The organism is Paenibacillus sp. BR1-192 (assembly GCF_029542445.1).
GTDB lineage: Bacteria > Bacillota > Bacilli > Paenibacillales > Paenibacillaceae > Paenibacillus_AQ > Paenibacillus_AQ lautus_A.
The window spans coordinates 3,560,526-3,576,836 of the sequence record NZ_CP120718.1 but is presented as its reverse complement, the minus strand read 5'-3'; the positions used below and the strand labels follow the sequence as shown (position 1 = coordinate 3,576,836).

Below are 16,311 nucleotides of genomic sequence, written 5' to 3'. Positions count from 1 at the left end.
TTTGAAGCCTAATTATTGTATAAAGGAGACTATGATTATGAATCTTAACCGATTGATTGATATGAACAATTGGTACATCTAATAGCCCTCCCAATAAGTATAATTTACCAATTATGTGGAACTTACAATATTTTGTCATGTTGCTGTAATGGACATAAGTGTGATGCACGATATATAAGCTATCGGGAAACGAAAGTGCAATAACTAGGGAGCAGAACGCCGCGCGGCAGGCTGCTCCCTGTTTTCATAAATTCTCTGGGCACCCTATTCCCAAATGTCAATATATCTCTATCTTAGTAGCGAGCTAATCCGTTACGCTTTGCTTATCAAGGAACGCACACCATTGACGATTAAGGCGATGGAGAACACAATCACAGATATGATGCCTACTGTGTCAAGTACAGGTTCCAGGCTTGGCAGTAATTCCGATACTGGGACGTAAATTAGGCCGAAACCACCAATGACTCCGCTGAGATAGCTAAGAAACTTAGACATAGCGTCTTCACCTCCTCTATTAATAATATTAGCTTATGCATGCAAGATCGGTAATGCGATAGACAAATGAATGTTTAATATTTTAGAACGCGATAGGAGCCCTACAATCTAAAACGAATAGCGGCTTTTTTGTTTTATCGGTACAAGTTCTTGTCCCCAGTCGAGGACAAGAACTTGTACCTTTTGCCGTAATGGACAAGAACATGTTCCGATTACCGATTAGATAAATATCTAACTGAATTTTAAAGCTATTCATTAAGCTAACGGGCAGTTTAACACAGCAAATATTACGAAACCGAATAACATCCTGCGAGTTATGACTAGACTAATTGCCATCCCCTAAGGGGTTCTTTTTTTATTTAATCTTTTTTCTTGACCTTTACATTAATGTGAAGCTTTATAATAAAGCTAACGTTCCTAATCGATGAGGTGATCGTTTTGAAGATCGGAAAGGTAAGAAAAATAACTGGCGTTAGTGCCCGTTCGATTCGTTATTATGAGGAGAAAGGATTGATCAAAACATCTCGTCAAGAAAATAATTATAGAGAATATGACGAAAAGGCGATCGAATCCATTAACGCAATTCAACTTTATTTAGATTTAGGGCTGACAACTGACCAAATTCGGGACATTCTCTTCTGTAGATTTCCTGAGCAACAGGAGCACAAAGATAAAGACGTCTATTGTGAGGAATTGCTGCTTATGTATCAGTCGAAAATGCACGAGATTAACCAACAATTAGCTGCTTTAACCAAAGCGAAGTTAAATTTGGCTGAAAAAATCAATCGGATGGTACAAAAACGGGAGGAGGATAATAAATGACTATATTAGTTGCTGGGGCAACGGGAACCGTAGGGCGGCATGTCGTGGACCAACTTCTTCAAAGGGGGCAAAAGGTACGTGCATTGACACGTAATCCGCAGCAAGCCAATCTTCCTCATGGTGTAGAGGTTGTCGCGGGAGATTTAAGTGATCCAAGTACGCTAGTTTCTGCGTTGGTTGGCATCAGCGGCATGCATTTAATTACAACAGGTGCCGAATATGCCCCGTTACAAACAGGACCAGAAATCGTTGAGCTTGCTGAGAAGGCCGGGGTGCGAAGGGTTACAGTTTTGTGGAACGGAGAGAAGGGCCCTTTTGAGAAGGCGGTTGAGTCAAGCAGTCTGGAGTGGACTCAGCTTCAAGCTTTTGAATTTATGTCAAACGCACGGAAATGGGCGAACTCTATACGCTCCGAGGGGGTTGTTCGAGACCTGTTCGGAGGATCACTGATTGCTCCTGTTCATGAAGCCGATATTGGAAGAGTCGCAGCGGTTGCACTAACTGGGGAAGGTCATGCAAGTCAAATATATACATTAACAGGGCCTGAGAGTTTGTCGGTTCAAGATAAAGTTCGGATAATCAGTGAGGTTATTGGACGTGAAATTCAATTTATCGAAAGCTCTGAAGAAGAAGAACGTGAACAGATGAGGAAAATGGGTGTTCAGGAGGATGCAATAGATTACGTGATTAGTTGGCACCTTAATCCGCCTAAATCTGCTTATACCGTTTTGTCGACAGTGGAGGAAGTAACAGGACACAAACCGTATACGTTCGCAGAGTGGGTTAAGGAGAATGCAGGTTTTTTTATCAATTCGGATAACGCTTGAATCTATTATTTTATTAGACAGACGTGTCAGATCACACATCGCTGGTAGCGATATGTTCAACGATTCGTTCTGAATGGTTAAGCTAACGGGAAACGATAGTTGAATAAACGACCAGGGAGAAGCTGCCGTATGATCGGCAGCCGCGTTGTGCTAAAGGGCAGGATACTTCCAATTGCTGTATAATTAATATGCGAAATGGTTTGGTATAAGAGATCCAGTTTGCGAAGCTGGATCAAATGCTTCTTCAGGTTGGAGGTGCTCCGGTGAATGAAAAGTCCATTGCTCAGCTTTACGTAATGACGGCAAAGATTCCGGAAGAAGGATGTACGCGGTCGTATACTAGATCTTGCTGATTAACTGGACCTATGCCAAGGTATTTGGGTACCGGAAAGAGTATTGAGATGTTTAACATTAGAGATCTTTTTGTTTGCAACCGCAAAAGAATCATTTGCGGATCATGACGACGCCACCAAATTGTCTGGGGACAGGAACATGGTCCCATTGATAGTCGCTATTATAGCGGCTTTTTTGTTTCATCGGTGCAAGTTCATGTCCCGAGTCGAGAACAAGAACTTGTACCGATTGCCGTAAAGGAACATGAGCCGATTACCGATTAGATAAGTATCTAACTATGTTTCCATGCAATTTCATTAAGCTAACGGGCAGGATAGTTTAATAAATTCACGAATACTCTACATTTGGAATAATTTACGAAGTTCGTAGATAAGACGTTATCGGAAATTAATGCTATTTCTTTATCTTCAATACTTGTTTTTAATGGTTCTTTGACTTGATGAATAGTAATTAAGGTAATATGTCCTTTAAATTCGACTTCATCGAAAAACCTACATACAAAATCTTTATTTAATATTCGATGCCAGTCTAATCGGTCTGCATGTTTTCTTTTCATTTCACACCCCCGACATAACTTCCAAAACATCTTTTCTGTATAGCCGATAATGGTTATTATTGGATGCAGCACTTCCCCTCGGAATCAAATTACTGTGTTACAACGATGCTTAATGAGAAAAAAAGAAATAATTCAATGGTATTTCGATATATCTAAGAATATTGGGATTAGTGATCAAGGAGTGCCTTTTTGGGATGATCTTTATTTAGATGTGATTGTTTTTCCTAATGGTAATTTATATATTAAGGATGAAGATGAACTTGAAGAGGTTTTAAATAGTAATGACATTGAATTAGAGGACTATAACCTGGCAAAGAGTAATATGAAAGACTTAATTAAAGAAATAGAATCTATGGAAAACAAAATTATTAAGAATGGTTTAGAACATTTTAAATTTATATTGGAGGCATCACAAGGAAGGCATTAACAAAGGAAGGCATTAACATCCGATAACATTATATTCACGCTTCGGGCCTTACGGCCCCTTGGTCCGGACAGATGCAATTGGCATGGAAGTTGATGCAGCCGGACACACTCGACTTCGTCGAGCGTCGTGAATACTGAGAACGTTATATGCAATTGGGGCAAATACGATTTTAGAAGGATGGTCAATGATGAGTAAATATACATACCCTGATTATAACAATTGTGCGGTTGTTACAATTGATACACAGAATGATTTTAGTTTGCCAGGGGCTGTAGCAGAAATTGCAGGTACTGTTAATGTACTGCCTCACATGAAGTTAATATTAGATGCATGCAGAAGTAGAGACATTCCGATATTCCACGTGATTCGATTATATAAGGAAGATGGAACGAATGTTGATATCTGCCGCAGAGAATTAATTGAAACAGGCGTTCGAATTGTAACACCAGGATCAACGGGAGCAGACTTAGTTGAAATGATTAGCCCGAAGAATTCAGTTCAGTTAGACGACAAGGAGCTCCTTCAAGGAACAATACAATTGATCGCAGATAATGAATGGGTAATGTATAAACCAAGATGGGGCGCATTTTATCAAACGAACTTAGAAGCATTTTTGAGAGTGAAGAATATAGATACACTGATTTTTATTGGGTGCAATTTTCCGAACTGTCCAAGAACAAGTATATATCAAGCAAGTGAAAGAGACTTTAAGGTGGTTATGATCGAGGATGCAATATCAGGCGTTTATGATAAGGGAATTCATGAAATGAGAAATATAGGTGTTAAAGTAACTAGTACAGAGGAACTCATAAGAGAATTTGCAAGCAGATCCGAAGAAGCCTCCAACAGCAAATAACAACATATTCACGCATCGCAACAGGATGCAGGATAGTTTAAGATCTATTCAATGTTCAATTAAATCCCATTAAATAACATAAAAATGTTATTATTATACTACTGCATCAATAAATTGGTATTGGATATCTAATTAAAATTATTAACCTAGGGGGTACGTAAACAATGAGCAAAGATTATGAAACTCCTGAAAGAACAAGAGAAAGACTAAGACAAGAAGAATTGGAAAATAATCCATTTGGTCATATGAATCAAGGAAATAGTAGGGCTCGGTATAGTATAGTCGATTTAGGTTGGAAAGGCACTTTAGTATTAACTATTGTTATTATTGTCGGTCTTATAGTTGTTCAATATTTTTATTAATGGTTTTAATATTTGAGAAAACCAAAATTGTCGAGATACAAGATTTTTATTTTATTACCGATTGCCGTAAAGGAGAACATAAACCGATTACCGATTAGATGTTTTTAATACTTTAATGATGTCGAGGGACAAGAACATGGTCCCATAGAAAGTCGCTAAAATAGCGGCTTTTTTGTTTTATCGGTACAAGTTCTTGTCCCGAGCCGAGGACAAGAACTTGTACCGATTACCATAAAGGACAAAAACATGTTCCGATTACCGATTAGATAAATATCTAACTGTTTTTCCAATTTCATTAAGCTAACGAGCAGATTAGTTTAAATATAATTAATTTGTACAAGAAACCACATTTTACGTTCTGTTATTATTTTAATTGTGAGAACTCTACTTAATTTACAATCACTGCAAATCACGAACTCATTTATTAGGGGGATAACGTGTGCAATTAGTTAATTGGTCTGAAGACATAAATTTTTTTGATTTATCAAATGAATATTCAATTCATAGGGCCGATCATGAAGAGTGGGGACTGTATTGTTCGGTTTATTATAATATGCGTTATAACGGTTTTTTCAGGGAAGAAGGTTTCAATACTCCACGAAGAAATTCTTTTTGGATCTATAAAGGAGAGTCAAGAATAGGTGGAGTAAGGATGGCACCAAATACTATTTATCATTTATTTTATATCCCCCCATTTAATAATTTCATTAACGAAGATGAAATTGCTTGGTGTGATTTTAATAGCTTCACAGGAGGTTTTGAAGCAGTACGGAGAAAAAAATCTTTTCTTGAAGATTTTATACCTAAGGAAGATCCTAATTTTACAAACGAGACTTTAGTTCAAGCTTCTACACTTATTTATGAAAAGGACACAGGTCAGCTTATTGCAAATTGTCGCCTTTGTTTACAAGACAATCAAGCAGCAGTATACAGTATTGGCGTTATGCCCACTTACAGAGGAAGAGGGTTGGCTACACGTATGTTGAAAAGAGCCCTGAGTGTCCTAAAAGATAAATATCCAGTTCTAAGGTTATACGTAATGGAAGGAAATGATGCAGAATCAGTCTATCTTAACCTCGGGTTTATTCCTGGAGTACTGGAGATACAGAGTATGTATATTCCTTTGAATCAGTAGTAAAATTGTCAAAAACATAGGTGTTTATATGCATTATTACCATAATCAGGTTGACTCCGTGTTATTAACAATTAGATCAGATTAAATGTTTAGTTATAGAACAAGGAAGTGATTTCTCTTGAGTGGATATAACTGGGATAATTGCCCTCTAGAAATAAAGGCACAGATTACAAATATAACGGATTTTTTACATCACACCTTGGGCAAATACTTGATTGGAACTTACCTTCACGGCTCAATGTGTTTAGGTAGCTTTCAGCCTTCTCATAGCGATTTAGACATGATAGTGATCACCCAACAACCATTAACTGCTTCTCAACGGTTAGATTTAATGAATGGGTTCCTGAGATTACATAAAAAGCCTTCACCAATCGAGTTAAGTATTCTGTGCTACTCAGACCTTAATCCATGGAGACACCCTACTCCATATGAGTTTCACTTTAGTGACTACTGGAGGCCCAAATTCGAGGTAATAGCCAGCGAGAATGATTTGGCATTCTGGGATTTTAAGGATATATATACAGACGGAGATATAGCATGTCACGTAACTTTGATAAACCAAAGCGGTATTTGTATCTACGGCCGAGCCATAAGTGAGACATTCCCTTTAGTACCTGAAAAAGATTTTTGGGACTCTATAGTCTGGGGCATTGATTATTTCAGCAAATTAGATGGAGAGCTTCTCGTTACAGGAATCCTCACACTTCTTAGAATTTGGTCATATAAAGAAAACAAAGCGATATATTCAAAAGCACAAGCTGGTGACTGGGCTATTGGATTAGGTCCCCATACGATATCGTCACATCATTAAAAATGTTGTTGATTCTTATAACAATGAAGCTAAGCTAAAAGACTTTTTAGCGTCAGATCTAGATAATTTAAGGCACTATGTAATAAATCAAATCAAGGATTAAACTAACGGTAAACGATAGCTCAATAAGAACAAAAAGGAGACCCGTCCGCGTTGATCGGCTGCTTATGTTCAACTAACGGGCAGGATAATCCAAAAATTCAGAGAATAGCCTAAGTATGCACTTGATTTACGAAGTACTTGAATAAGACGTTATAAGAAACTCGTGAAATTCATCAATACAAAAAAAGGGGTTAGCAGATGAATGCTTTTACATTAAGCGCTGCAAATGAATATGCTCTGGCCAATGATATTGAAACTTGGGTTCATCTTTCTTAAAATGGAGAAGGCGATAATATAGTCATGTCAGAAGACTTAAAAAAGAAAAAACGATATTAGCTAGGACCTATTGAGATTGACATGAAATATCTGGAAAGAATAGTTGGACCAGAAGAACATTTAGAATATGTAGAGGATATTAAATGGTGGAACTATAACATTGATCAAATTTGCAGTAGATTTGAATCTGGTTGGGACATGCCTCCATTAATTGCAAAAATTGAAAATGGTAATTTTAGATTACATGATGGTAATCATCGACTCGGTGCATTACAGAAATTAAACAAGGAAAAATATTATCTTATTATTTGGGACGATCATTCATATGGAAACATAATAAATCATTTAAAGAATTGTGGTATTGATATGAAATGATAGACAATATTTGAATGCTATTGATGTCGAGAGACAAGGGATCGATGAATCACCGAAAAACTGATCTCAATGGGGAGGATGTGAAAGCGCTTTGGTTAGTAACGAAATCCTTTCGCAAGCAAGTAGAGCTTTCGATTTTGATATTCATTCAATAAAATTTGTAAGTAACTCCACTAACGAAGTCTACAAATACATTAAAGACAGTAAGGCCTATTTTCTACGGTTGTCACCAAAACCGGTTGAATATGAGATGACGATTCAGGCTGAAGTTCAATGGGTTCGTTACTTAGCTGAAAACGGTGTTCGCACCTCACTGCCAATTCAAACAATAGAAGGCAACATGACGAAAGTATGCATAGATCGTGAACAATGTTTTATTGCCGTTGTTTTTGAAGGAGTCCCTGGAAAGTTCTTTGATAGTGAACCAGAGTTATGGGGTTCGGGTTTGTTTAATAAATGGGGTGCGACTATGGGGGCCATCCATAGTTTATCAAGATCATATGATCCAGGTGATCGAAAGTTTATAAGGAAGGAATGGAAACCAGCAGAAATAAATAATCCTTATTTACAAAGGGGAAATTACTCTTTACTACTTGGGAAGCTGAGAGCAATTGAAAAACAATTGAAAATTATGCCCAAGAACAAAGATTCTTACGGATTAATTCATAATGATTTCCATCCTTATAATTTTCTTATTGATCAAGGAGAAATCACGGTATTTGATTTTGATGATTCTGTTTACGGTTGGTTTGCACTTGATATAGGAATTGCTGCAACCCATGCTGTATGGTGTGGTTCGCATTATCAAGAATGGGAATCAAAAAATGAATTTGCTAAGCACTTTTTGTCTGCGTTTTTAGGAGGATACTTAAAATATAACAGGTTAGATTATGAATGGATCCGACTAATTCCTTTGTTTATGGATTATAGAAATATTGGGTCTTTCTTTTGGTGGCTTAGCAATTGGGATGGGAATGAAGATAATCTGTCAGAATTTCAAAAGAAAGCTATTATTGATGCGGTTCATTTGATTGAAAGAGATATGCCGTTTGACGGATGCAATTTTGAATTGTAGCAATATGAAATGAATTCATTCCGGCGGCATCATTTAACACGTTGTTCACGTGCAATCACCTCTCGGCCCCTGGAGCTAGAAGTGGATTCGGCGATTACAGTAGCGAGGAAGCAGAATCAGCCGGACACATATACGCTCCGACGTACTTTCAGAGTCGCATAAAATGCGACTTTTTTATTTGAAGTAATGGTTGCGAAGGACAAGAACATGGTCCCATAGAAAGTCGCTATTTTAGCGGCTTTTTTATTTTATCGGTACAAGTTCTTGTCCCGAGCCAAGGACAAGAACTTGTACCGATTGCCATAATGGACAAGAACATGAGCCGATTACCGATTAGATAAACAAACGAAAAGACTGATGAATATGATTTAATGTTTTTTTAGAAAAAATCAGTATTTCCGAGCAATTAGTCAGTACATTTAATTTTTTTTGTAACTTTGTTTGCTTTATTGGTGTTTACTAAAGTGTAGGAAATAACTCTCATGCAAGAAGAGGATCGTAAATCATATTGAGAAGTGAACATACACATAGTTAAATTACTCATCCTATACGGTTTTCTTTCTCCGGTCTAACATTCAAAGATGAAGGACTAGAAAGTGAAAAGTTTTTTTATCGGAACAAGTTCTTATCACTGGAAGTGAAAAGGGGACGGGACGAACGTTTACAGAGTGAAGAGTTAGAAAGGAGTGAAAAATGTGAGGGTGTATTCTAAAGGCATGAGAAAATTGATTTGTCTGGTTATTATCGTTTGTGTAGGAGGAGTACTGGGGTACCAAAGCACATTTGCTAAAAGCACGAATAATCAAAGCCCCGCTATTTTTCCCAACTATCCTGAAAATGAAAATGGGCAGACATACGGTTCTGTTAGAGAAGCCACCTCCGTTGAATTGCTACCTGATTTAATCCATGTGGGAAGTATAAATGACATTGCGGGATATGTGCTGAAAAAAGATTATCTCGGTGAACCTAGTCGTAATGTTCCACTGTATGATGTTGATGGAGTAAACATAATTGGTTCTTTTCATATTGGAGCTAAGAATATGAACTATCCTAAAAATAAAAACGGACAGACATACGGTTCTTCGGCAGATGCTGCTTCTCCAGAAACAGAACCTGAATTAATCAGCGCAATAGGTGTAGATGGCACTGCAGGATATGTGTTGAAAAAAGATTTAGACGGTGAACAACCAAAGTCACCTCAGGACGCCATTGCGATACAGAACAGTAGATCACCAGGTGGTCGCGCTATCCCTCTGTATGATGTTGAAGGTGCAACCGTAATTGATGTGTTTCATGTTGGAGGAAAATAATAATAAAGTATGCCAAGTGTAAAACTAACGGGCAGGGTAGTTCTATAATTTACGAATACTCTACATATGGAATTATTTATGAAGTTGGTAGATAAGACGTTATACGAAGTTTTTGGAAATCCTATCTAACTGAGGGAGAGATAATGAGAAGTAGAATAATCGGAATAGCAGTTCTTATTGCTTTGGTAGGTATTATTTATTTATATGGAGATAATCAAAGATCTTTTCCGACTCCATTAGAAGCTATTAATCATGAAACGGAAGATAAGGAATGGATCGCTGTTAAAGAAGTAATTTCCAGTTCAAAAGTAAATAATCATGCGGATTATTTTTATATAACTAAGTCGGATAATATTGTGGCTGTTCAATTATCTAAAGGATTGTTTGGTTGGAGATTTGATTCCTATATTACTGGTAGTGGTTTAAATATAAACCATAAGATTTCAGAACCAATCAATGGATATACTAGAGCTGGTGATCTCGTATTTGGATTAGCAACTGAACAAGTTGATAGAATTGAAGTTAATAACATTCAGGCAATATTAATACCTTTAGATTTTTATATCCAAAGTAAAGAAATCAAAGGTAAGAAGTTATGGTATGTTCATATTAAGACTAATACCGGTAAGATTTTTGGGATTCGTGCTTATGACAAATCGAATAAAAAACTATATGATAATCCTTGGAAGCAATAACTTCGTCAACAGAGAGTTCATAATAGATACGTTTGTCTCGAGGGACAGAGGGAAGAGTGAGAAAGCAGCGAAAATGTGTTGAATGTAGGAAGGCATAGGAAAATGCAAAAGTAATGTTTAATGACACAAAAGTGGCTACATTCAATAATGCTGAATAGCGTGATTAATCTGGCTTTTTTGTTTTTATGTATCCAAAATTGTGTCATGAAAAAATGCACAAAAGTGATTGTTTTGGAGCAGAATTGAGAAAATCCAGAGGATTAACGGGACACGATTGAGCATAAAAAGAATATACAGCTCCAGAAATCGATCTATATGTTGAAAAATTGAATTTTTAAACCCGTTGATGATTAATTCCAAGCGGGTTTTTATTTTTTATTAAAACGATAATGGGAAGAAATCTAAGAGGGAAAAGGGGAAGTTTACGGCAATGGGTACAAGTTCTTGTCCTTTAACGGTGCTAGCTGTCGAGGGACAAGAACATGGTCACATTGAAAGTCGCTACTTTAGCGGCTTTTTTGTTTTATCAGCACAAGTTCTTGTCCCGAATCGAGGACAAGAACTTGTACCGATTGCCGTAAAGGAGAAGAATATGAGCCGATTACCGATTAGATACATATCTAATTAAAATTCTGCAGCTATTTCATTAAGCTAACGGGCAGGTTAGTTTAACAAATATCCATGAACTAATTACTTTCTACCATATTATATACCCTCGAAAAAAGGATATATTAATTAAAAAATAATATGACTGCCGGGGATGTGATGTTAATGGATTGTCTTATTTGCGATCGAATCAACATGATAAAAGAAGGTACGAATAAATATTTTGTAAAAGAATTAGAAACTGGGTATGTGGTAATAGGTGACCACCAATTTTTTGAAGGGTATACTCTTTTTCTTTGCAAGGAACACAAGTCTGAACTTCACAAACTTGATAAAGACTACAAGGAAAAATTTCTTATAGAAATGAGCCTTATTTCTGAAGCTGTTTTTAATGCTTTCGAACCAGACAAGTTAAATTATGAACTTCTTGGCAATGGTGATTCTCATATGCACTGGCACCTATTCCCGAGAAGATTAACTGAAGAAACTCCAAAATATCCTGTTTGGTGGACACCTCGTGAAATTATGTATGCTGATAATGTTAAGCCCAATGATGAAACATTAGAGATATTAAAGAAGAAATTATTAAATGAGCTGAATCGTTTAACTAAAGGGGAACGATAAAACAACTTTCCAACCACTGGAAACGTTTTAATCAAGGGAGGTGGCTTGGAAACAACGCATTAATATTTGTAACGGAAGAATAAATGATATTTAAAGATGGAGGAATAATGATGGAGAAAAAGGAAGAAAATTTTCCAAGTGATAGCACCATAGAATCAATCAAAAGTTTAACAGAGAAAGATGCAAAGACTTTCTTGAACCTTATATATGCACTTTTAAAAGACAACAAAAATCCGAGCGAACATTTGATTTCAAATGTATTATCCATTTTTGAGAAACAATTACCGAGAGTGGCTAAAGCAAGACAGAATGAAAACTAATCATCATGCTGCTACAGAACGCTGTGAAGATAAAATAATTGAATTTGAACAACGGATAATGTGTGGGAAAGTGGTGGGGGTGATCGGTAGCCCGTTAAGCTAACGGGAAACGATAGCTCAATGAAGACATATAGAGGCAGCCTGCTTTTTGGTCGGCTGCTTCTTCTCAACTAACGGGCAGGATATTTTCAAAAGTAGAATACCCTTCATCTGGAATTATTTACGAAGTAGTGAATAAGACGTTATACGACAGTCTCTAAAATACATAGAAAAACATAGAAATATGTCGAGGGACAAGAACAATATCCCATTGAAAGTCGCTATTTTGAAGTGACCCCCAAAAGTTAGACACGGTTATTTCATCAGGCAGCTTTCTCAAAATGAGTTCGGTACTGTACCGGGCTCATTTTTGTTTTTGCCTTCAACCGTTTGGTATTGTAGTATTCCATATATTTTTTCAGTTCTATCTTAAAATGTTCCACATTTTCAAACTCTTTGTAGTACAGAAACTCCGACTTGAGAATGCCGAAGAAATTCTCTATGACGGCGTTGTCGTAACAATTCCCTTTTCGTGACATGCTTTGGAGAATGCCTCTCGACTTAAGTGCATGGCGATACGGTTTCATTTGGTAATGCCATCCTTGATCTGAATGAAGAAGAAGATGGTGCTCTTCCGGCAGACGCTTCAGTCCTGCATCCAGCATCTCGGATACCAGAGCATATGTTGGTCGTGAACCTATGGTATAGGTGATAATCTCCCCGTTGAACAGGTCCAAAATGGGCGATAGATACAGCTTTTCCCCAAATAACTTAAACTCCGTGATGTCCGTCACCCATTTCTCATTTGGCGCCTCTGCCGTGAACTGGCGATCCAGATGATTCGGTGCGGTCTTACCGACTGTCCCTTTATACGACTTATACTTTTTCATGCGGACCAGGCATTTAAGCCCCATCTTCTTCATGAGCCGCTGAACCTTCTTATGGTTCACTTTCCATCCACGGATTGCCAGCTCATCTCGAATACGGCGATATCCGTAACGACCCTCATGTTCCGCGTAAATGGACTGGATCTCAGCCTCCAAATCAGCATTTGAATCGGGTTGATTCATACGTGCTATAAGGTTGTAATAGGTGCTGCGCGGGATACCAGCCAGCCGTACGAGTGCCATCACCGGATATTTATGCCTCAGTTCCCAGACGACTTGGGCTTTGTCTTGTTTGGTGATTTTTCCTTGTTTCGAACTAAGGCATTCAACTTTTTTAGATACTCATTTTCCATTTCAAGCTGCTTGATACGTTCTTCAAGTGCTTCGACAGACCCTTCAACTGCGGATCGTTTTGAAGGTGAATTGGGATTTTTCTTCATGGATGGACGCCCCTTCTTTTTTGGCTCAAGGGCTTCTAAACCGCCTGACTCCATCTTTCTATGCCAGGAATACAACATGGAGAAGTCCGGGAGCTTAAACAAAGCAGCGGTATCCATGAGAGAAGCGTCTGATTGAGCCATGTGATTGAGTACGTCCAGTTTAAAGCTTGTCGGATAATTTGTATAGATGTTAGTAAAGGTAGACTCACCATGCATCTCGTAGAGCCTCAACCAATATTGGAATTGAGACTTGGTAACTCCCATTTGATTTGCATATTCTGTTTGCGATATAAGATCAGGGTCATACCCTTGAACGATTGCCAATTTCCTATCCCCGGTAAATTTAGTCATAAAAAACTGCACCTCCAACTGTTAGAGTGTGTCTAACAATTGGGGTGCAGTTCGTTTAAGCGGCTTTTTATTTTATCGGTACAAGTTCTTGTCCCGAGCAAAGGACAAGAACTTGTACCGATTGCCGATATGGACAAGAACATGTTCCGATTACCGATTAGATAAGTATCTATCTATTAAGCGAAAACAGAATAGCAATAGTTGATACAGAAATTAATTCTCGAATGAGGGGAGAAGTATTTGTTTTGGGTTATGATAATAAGAAGACCTTTGGAATAATACTTTGAATTATTCCTAATTATTTGCTGTTAATCGTTATCTGATAAAAACACATTTAAATTTTTTGAACTGGAACAAGTGAGAAATGAATTTATTCAGATTGACCTTGACCTACAAACTACATATAAAGACACGTGTGTTTCTTCCCCCAAACATTGGGGGATTTTTTTGTTGTTGTTAAGAAAACCAGAAGCATCAAGGAAAGTGCGATCAATATTCATCGAATTGGTGTGTCATCACAAAAAAAGAATACAGCCGGTCACGCGGAAAGTGTAGCCCCACAAAAACGGAATATTTCACCAGTTCAGACTGCTGTGATAGCTTGGAGAGGAGCTGAAAAGAGAAGTGCAACATTACATACAGAAAGGAGACACACATGAATCGGCAGGCATCTTTAAAAGCCCGTATATCTTCGCAAAAAGCAGTGAAACCAAAATCTACGTTATGGAAAGATCTCATGCGTAACCGTTTTCTCTACCTGCTGCTGCTTCCGGTTGCAGCTTATCTGCTTTTATTCAAGTACGCTCCGATGGCGGGAGAGATCATTGCATTTAAGAATTACCGCTTGTCAGACGGAGTCTGGGGCAGTCCGTGGGTCGGGTTCGAACAGTTTGAAAAACTGTTTTCGAGCAAAGATTTTTATCTGGTGCTTAAAAACACAATGCTTCTCAATTTGTATCATCTGGTTTTTGCATTCCCGGTTCCGATTATCCTGGCCATTATGCTGAATGAGGTTCGGGTGGAGTGGTATAAGCGAACACTGCAAAATTTGCTCTATATCCCTCATTTTATTTCCTGGATTGTGCTGGGAAGCATCATTATTGCCCTGCTCTCTCCGTCAACCGGCTTTGTCAATTATGTACTGCAGGCGTTCGGCCTCGAACCGATCTATTTTCTTGCCGATAAGTTTTGGTGGCCGGTCACGTTTATCGGATCAGGGATCTGGAAGGAAGCCGGATTCGGAACCATTTTGTATCTGGCTGCGATGGCATCGGTTGATCCGACACTGTACGAAGCTGCTAAAATCGATGGGGCGAACAAGATCAGACAGATTTGGCACATAACCCTTCCAGGCATTCGCAGCACGATTGCGATTTTATTGATTCTCCAAGTCGGGCGCATGATGGATGTCGGCTTTGAGCAGGTCTATGCTCTGCGGAACCCGGCAGTTACAAGTGTAGCGGAAGTCATCAGCACGTTCGTGTACACCCGGGGCATTGTGAATTTGCAATACAGTTATACCACGGCTCTCGGGCTGTTTCAGTCACTGATTGCGCTCATCTTAATCGTGTCGGTGAACCGGATCATTAAAGCATTGGGGGAGAGAGGCTTATGGTAACAGACACAAGATCGATAGCTAAGCCGCTCCGCCGTCCGTTCATTCAATCGAAACTGCTGCATGGGCTGAATTATCTCTTATTGGCTCTGTGTGCATATACGACGTTGTTTCCATTCATAAATATTATTGCGGTATCTTTCAGCAGCAGCAGGGCTATTAATGCTGCTGAAGTTTTCATGTGGCCGGTTGATTTTAACCTGAACGCATACATGAATCTGATCAAGGATGGACAGCTGTTTGTCGCGATGAAGAACACATTTCTGATCACCGTCGTTGGAACGGGATTGAATATGGTCTTTACCATTATTGCGGCATATCCTCTTTCAAAATCCCGCCTCAGAGGCAGAAATACGATGCTGATGCTCATTCTGTTCACCATGCTATTCAGCGGAGGGCTGATTCCGAACTTCCTGCTGATCAACAGCCTGGGGCTGGTTAACAGCTACTGGGGGCTATGGTTCCCTGCACTAATCAGCGCTTACAACATGTTTGTCATGAAGTCTTTTATGGAGGGGCTGCCGCACGAGTTGGAAGAATCGGCCCAAATCGACGGTGCCGGAGAAGCCCGGATTTTGTGGCAGATTGTCCTGCCGCTGTGTAAACCGGTCATCGCTGCCCTGACTCTCTTTTACGCCGTCGGATGGTGGAACTCCTATATGAATGTATTAATCTATATCCGAGATACGGATAAATTGTCACTGATGGTTAAGCTGCATCAAATGATTTCCCTTCTGAGTCCGGAAATGCTCCGGAGCGGGGAAGGGGTTCAGCAGGTTGCCCTCACGCCGGAAGGCATACGCGCAGCGGCGGTTGTCATCGCCATAGTACCGATTTTGTGCGTGTATCCTTTTCTGCAGAGGCATTTCATTAAAGGGGTGCTGCTCGGCTCGGTGAAGGGGTAATGCGTTAATTAATGAATGCGCTTTTTTTGCTCATTTGTTATACTAA

17 protein-coding genes are annotated in these 16,311 nt (G+C 38.7%); 15 read left to right on the top strand and 2 right to left on the bottom strand.

Going from position 1 to position 16,311, the window contains the following annotated elements:
* Positions 1–312 precede the first annotated feature (312 nt).
* Positions 313–495, bottom strand: a complete 183-nt coding sequence (locus tag P0X86_RS15905) for a hypothetical protein (RefSeq protein ID WP_096773704.1) — start codon at positions 493–495, stop codon at positions 313–315.
* Positions 496–933: 438 nt separating this feature from the next.
* Here P0X86_RS15905 and P0X86_RS15900 point away from each other — a divergent pair, with 438 nt between their 5' ends.
* From P0X86_RS15900 to P0X86_RS15840, 13 genes are all read left to right on the top strand, one after another.
* Positions 934–1,317, top strand: a complete 384-nt coding sequence (locus P0X86_RS15900) for a MerR family transcriptional regulator (protein ID WP_096773703.1) — start codon at positions 934–936, stop codon at positions 1,315–1,317.
* Positions 1,314–2,144, top strand: a complete 831-nt coding sequence (locus P0X86_RS15895; RefSeq protein ID WP_277748961.1) for an NmrA family NAD(P)-binding protein — start codon at positions 1,314–1,316, stop codon at positions 2,142–2,144. Before P0X86_RS15900 ends, P0X86_RS15895 begins: the two co-directional genes overlap by 4 nt.
* A 1,022-nt stretch (positions 2,145–3,166) precedes the next feature.
* Positions 3,167–3,481 (top strand): ribonuclease FAU-1 family protein, encoded by a 315-nt coding sequence (locus P0X86_RS15890; RefSeq protein WP_277748960.1) that lies wholly within the window; start codon positions 3,167–3,169, stop codon positions 3,479–3,481.
* Positions 3,482–3,665: 184 nt separating this feature from the next.
* On the top strand, positions 3,666–4,337 hold the full coding sequence (locus P0X86_RS15885; RefSeq protein WP_277748959.1) for a cysteine hydrolase family protein: 672 nt from the start codon (positions 3,666–3,668) through the stop codon (positions 4,335–4,337).
* Positions 4,338–4,501: 164 nt separating this feature from the next.
* Positions 4,502–4,699, top strand: a complete 198-nt coding sequence (locus tag P0X86_RS15880) for a DUF6366 family protein (protein WP_192571924.1) — start codon at positions 4,502–4,504, stop codon at positions 4,697–4,699.
* Between the two features lie 439 nt (positions 4,700–5,138).
* Entirely contained in the window at positions 5,139–5,834 is a 696-nt protein-coding gene (locus P0X86_RS15875) for a GNAT family N-acetyltransferase (protein ID WP_277748958.1), read from the top strand.
* 118 nt (positions 5,835–5,952) lie between these two features.
* Complete coding sequence (locus tag P0X86_RS15870) at positions 5,953–6,645, top strand: aminoglycoside adenylyltransferase domain-containing protein (protein WP_277748957.1); 693 nt, start codon at positions 5,953–5,955, stop codon at positions 6,643–6,645.
* A 459-nt stretch (positions 6,646–7,104) separates the two neighbouring features.
* The gene (locus P0X86_RS15865; RefSeq protein ID WP_277748956.1) at positions 7,105–7,398 is read left to right on the top strand and encodes a ParB N-terminal domain-containing protein; all 294 of its coding nucleotides are present in this window, start codon (positions 7,105–7,107) and stop codon (positions 7,396–7,398) included.
* Between the two features lie 91 nt (positions 7,399–7,489).
* Positions 7,490–8,473, top strand: a complete 984-nt coding sequence (locus tag P0X86_RS15860) for a phosphotransferase enzyme family protein (RefSeq protein WP_277748955.1) — start codon at positions 7,490–7,492, stop codon at positions 8,471–8,473.
* Between the two features lie 716 nt (positions 8,474–9,189).
* Entirely contained in the window at positions 9,190–9,783 is a 594-nt protein-coding gene (locus P0X86_RS15855) for a hypothetical protein (protein WP_277748954.1), read from the top strand.
* A 143-nt stretch (positions 9,784–9,926) separates the two neighbouring features.
* Positions 9,927–10,478, top strand: a complete 552-nt coding sequence (locus tag P0X86_RS15850) for a hypothetical protein (RefSeq protein ID WP_277748953.1) — start codon at positions 9,927–9,929, stop codon at positions 10,476–10,478.
* 771 nt (positions 10,479–11,249) lie between these two features.
* The gene (locus P0X86_RS15845) at positions 11,250–11,708 is read left to right on the top strand and encodes an HIT family protein (RefSeq protein ID WP_277748952.1); all 459 of its coding nucleotides are present in this window, start codon (positions 11,250–11,252) and stop codon (positions 11,706–11,708) included.
* A gap of 107 nt (positions 11,709–11,815) precedes the next feature.
* Entirely contained in the window at positions 11,816–12,028 is a 213-nt protein-coding gene (locus tag P0X86_RS15840) for a hypothetical protein (protein ID WP_277748951.1), read from the top strand.
* A 362-nt stretch (positions 12,029–12,390) separates the two neighbouring features.
* On the opposite strand, the gene P0X86_RS15835 is transcribed toward P0X86_RS15840, so the two are convergent.
* A protein-coding gene (locus P0X86_RS15835; RefSeq protein WP_277748950.1) for an IS3 family transposase occupies positions 12,391–13,745 on the bottom strand; the annotation gives its coding sequence in 2 pieces (ribosomal slippage) (positions 12,391–13,292 and positions 13,292–13,745; 1,356 coding nt in all).
* Between the two features lie 736 nt (positions 13,746–14,481).
* Between P0X86_RS15835 and P0X86_RS15830 the strand changes: the two genes are divergently transcribed.
* Both P0X86_RS15830 and P0X86_RS15825 read left to right on the top strand, forming a co-directional pair.
* Positions 14,482–15,363 (top strand): ABC transporter permease, encoded by an 882-nt coding sequence (locus tag P0X86_RS15830; protein WP_277748949.1) that lies wholly within the window; start codon positions 14,482–14,484, stop codon positions 15,361–15,363.
* Positions 15,357–16,265, top strand: a complete 909-nt coding sequence (locus P0X86_RS15825; RefSeq protein WP_277748948.1) for a carbohydrate ABC transporter permease — start codon at positions 15,357–15,359, stop codon at positions 16,263–16,265. Before P0X86_RS15830 ends, P0X86_RS15825 begins: the two co-directional genes overlap by 7 nt.
* Positions 16,266–16,311: the final 46 nt, after the last annotated feature.

Coding starts and splice junctions, on each gene's coding strand:
- P0X86_RS15905 (WP_096773704.1), bottom strand. CDS start 495: ATGTCTAAGTTTCTTAGCTATCTCAGCGGAGTCATTGGTGGTTTCGGC.
- P0X86_RS15895 (WP_277748961.1), top strand. CDS start 1,314: ATGACTATATTAGTTGCTGGGGCAACGGGAACCGTAGGGCGGCATGTC.
- P0X86_RS15890 (WP_277748960.1), top strand. CDS start 3,167: ATGAGAAAAAAAGAAATAATTCAATGGTATTTCGATATATCTAAGAAT.
- P0X86_RS15885 (WP_277748959.1), top strand. CDS start 3,666: ATGATGAGTAAATATACATACCCTGATTATAACAATTGTGCGGTTGTT.
- P0X86_RS15880 (WP_192571924.1), top strand. CDS start 4,502: ATGAGCAAAGATTATGAAACTCCTGAAAGAACAAGAGAAAGACTAAGA.
- P0X86_RS15865 (WP_277748956.1), top strand. CDS start 7,105: ATGAAATATCTGGAAAGAATAGTTGGACCAGAAGAACATTTAGAATAT.
- P0X86_RS15855 (WP_277748954.1), top strand. CDS start 9,190: ATGAGAAAATTGATTTGTCTGGTTATTATCGTTTGTGTAGGAGGAGTA.
- P0X86_RS15850 (WP_277748953.1), top strand. CDS start 9,927: ATGAGAAGTAGAATAATCGGAATAGCAGTTCTTATTGCTTTGGTAGGT.
- P0X86_RS15845 (WP_277748952.1), top strand. CDS start 11,250: ATGGATTGTCTTATTTGCGATCGAATCAACATGATAAAAGAAGGTACG.
- P0X86_RS15840 (WP_277748951.1), top strand. CDS start 11,816: ATGATGGAGAAAAAGGAAGAAAATTTTCCAAGTGATAGCACCATAGAA.
- P0X86_RS15830 (WP_277748949.1), top strand. CDS start 14,482: ATGCGTAACCGTTTTCTCTACCTGCTGCTGCTTCCGGTTGCAGCTTAT.
- P0X86_RS15825 (WP_277748948.1), top strand. CDS start 15,357: ATGGTAACAGACACAAGATCGATAGCTAAGCCGCTCCGCCGTCCGTTC.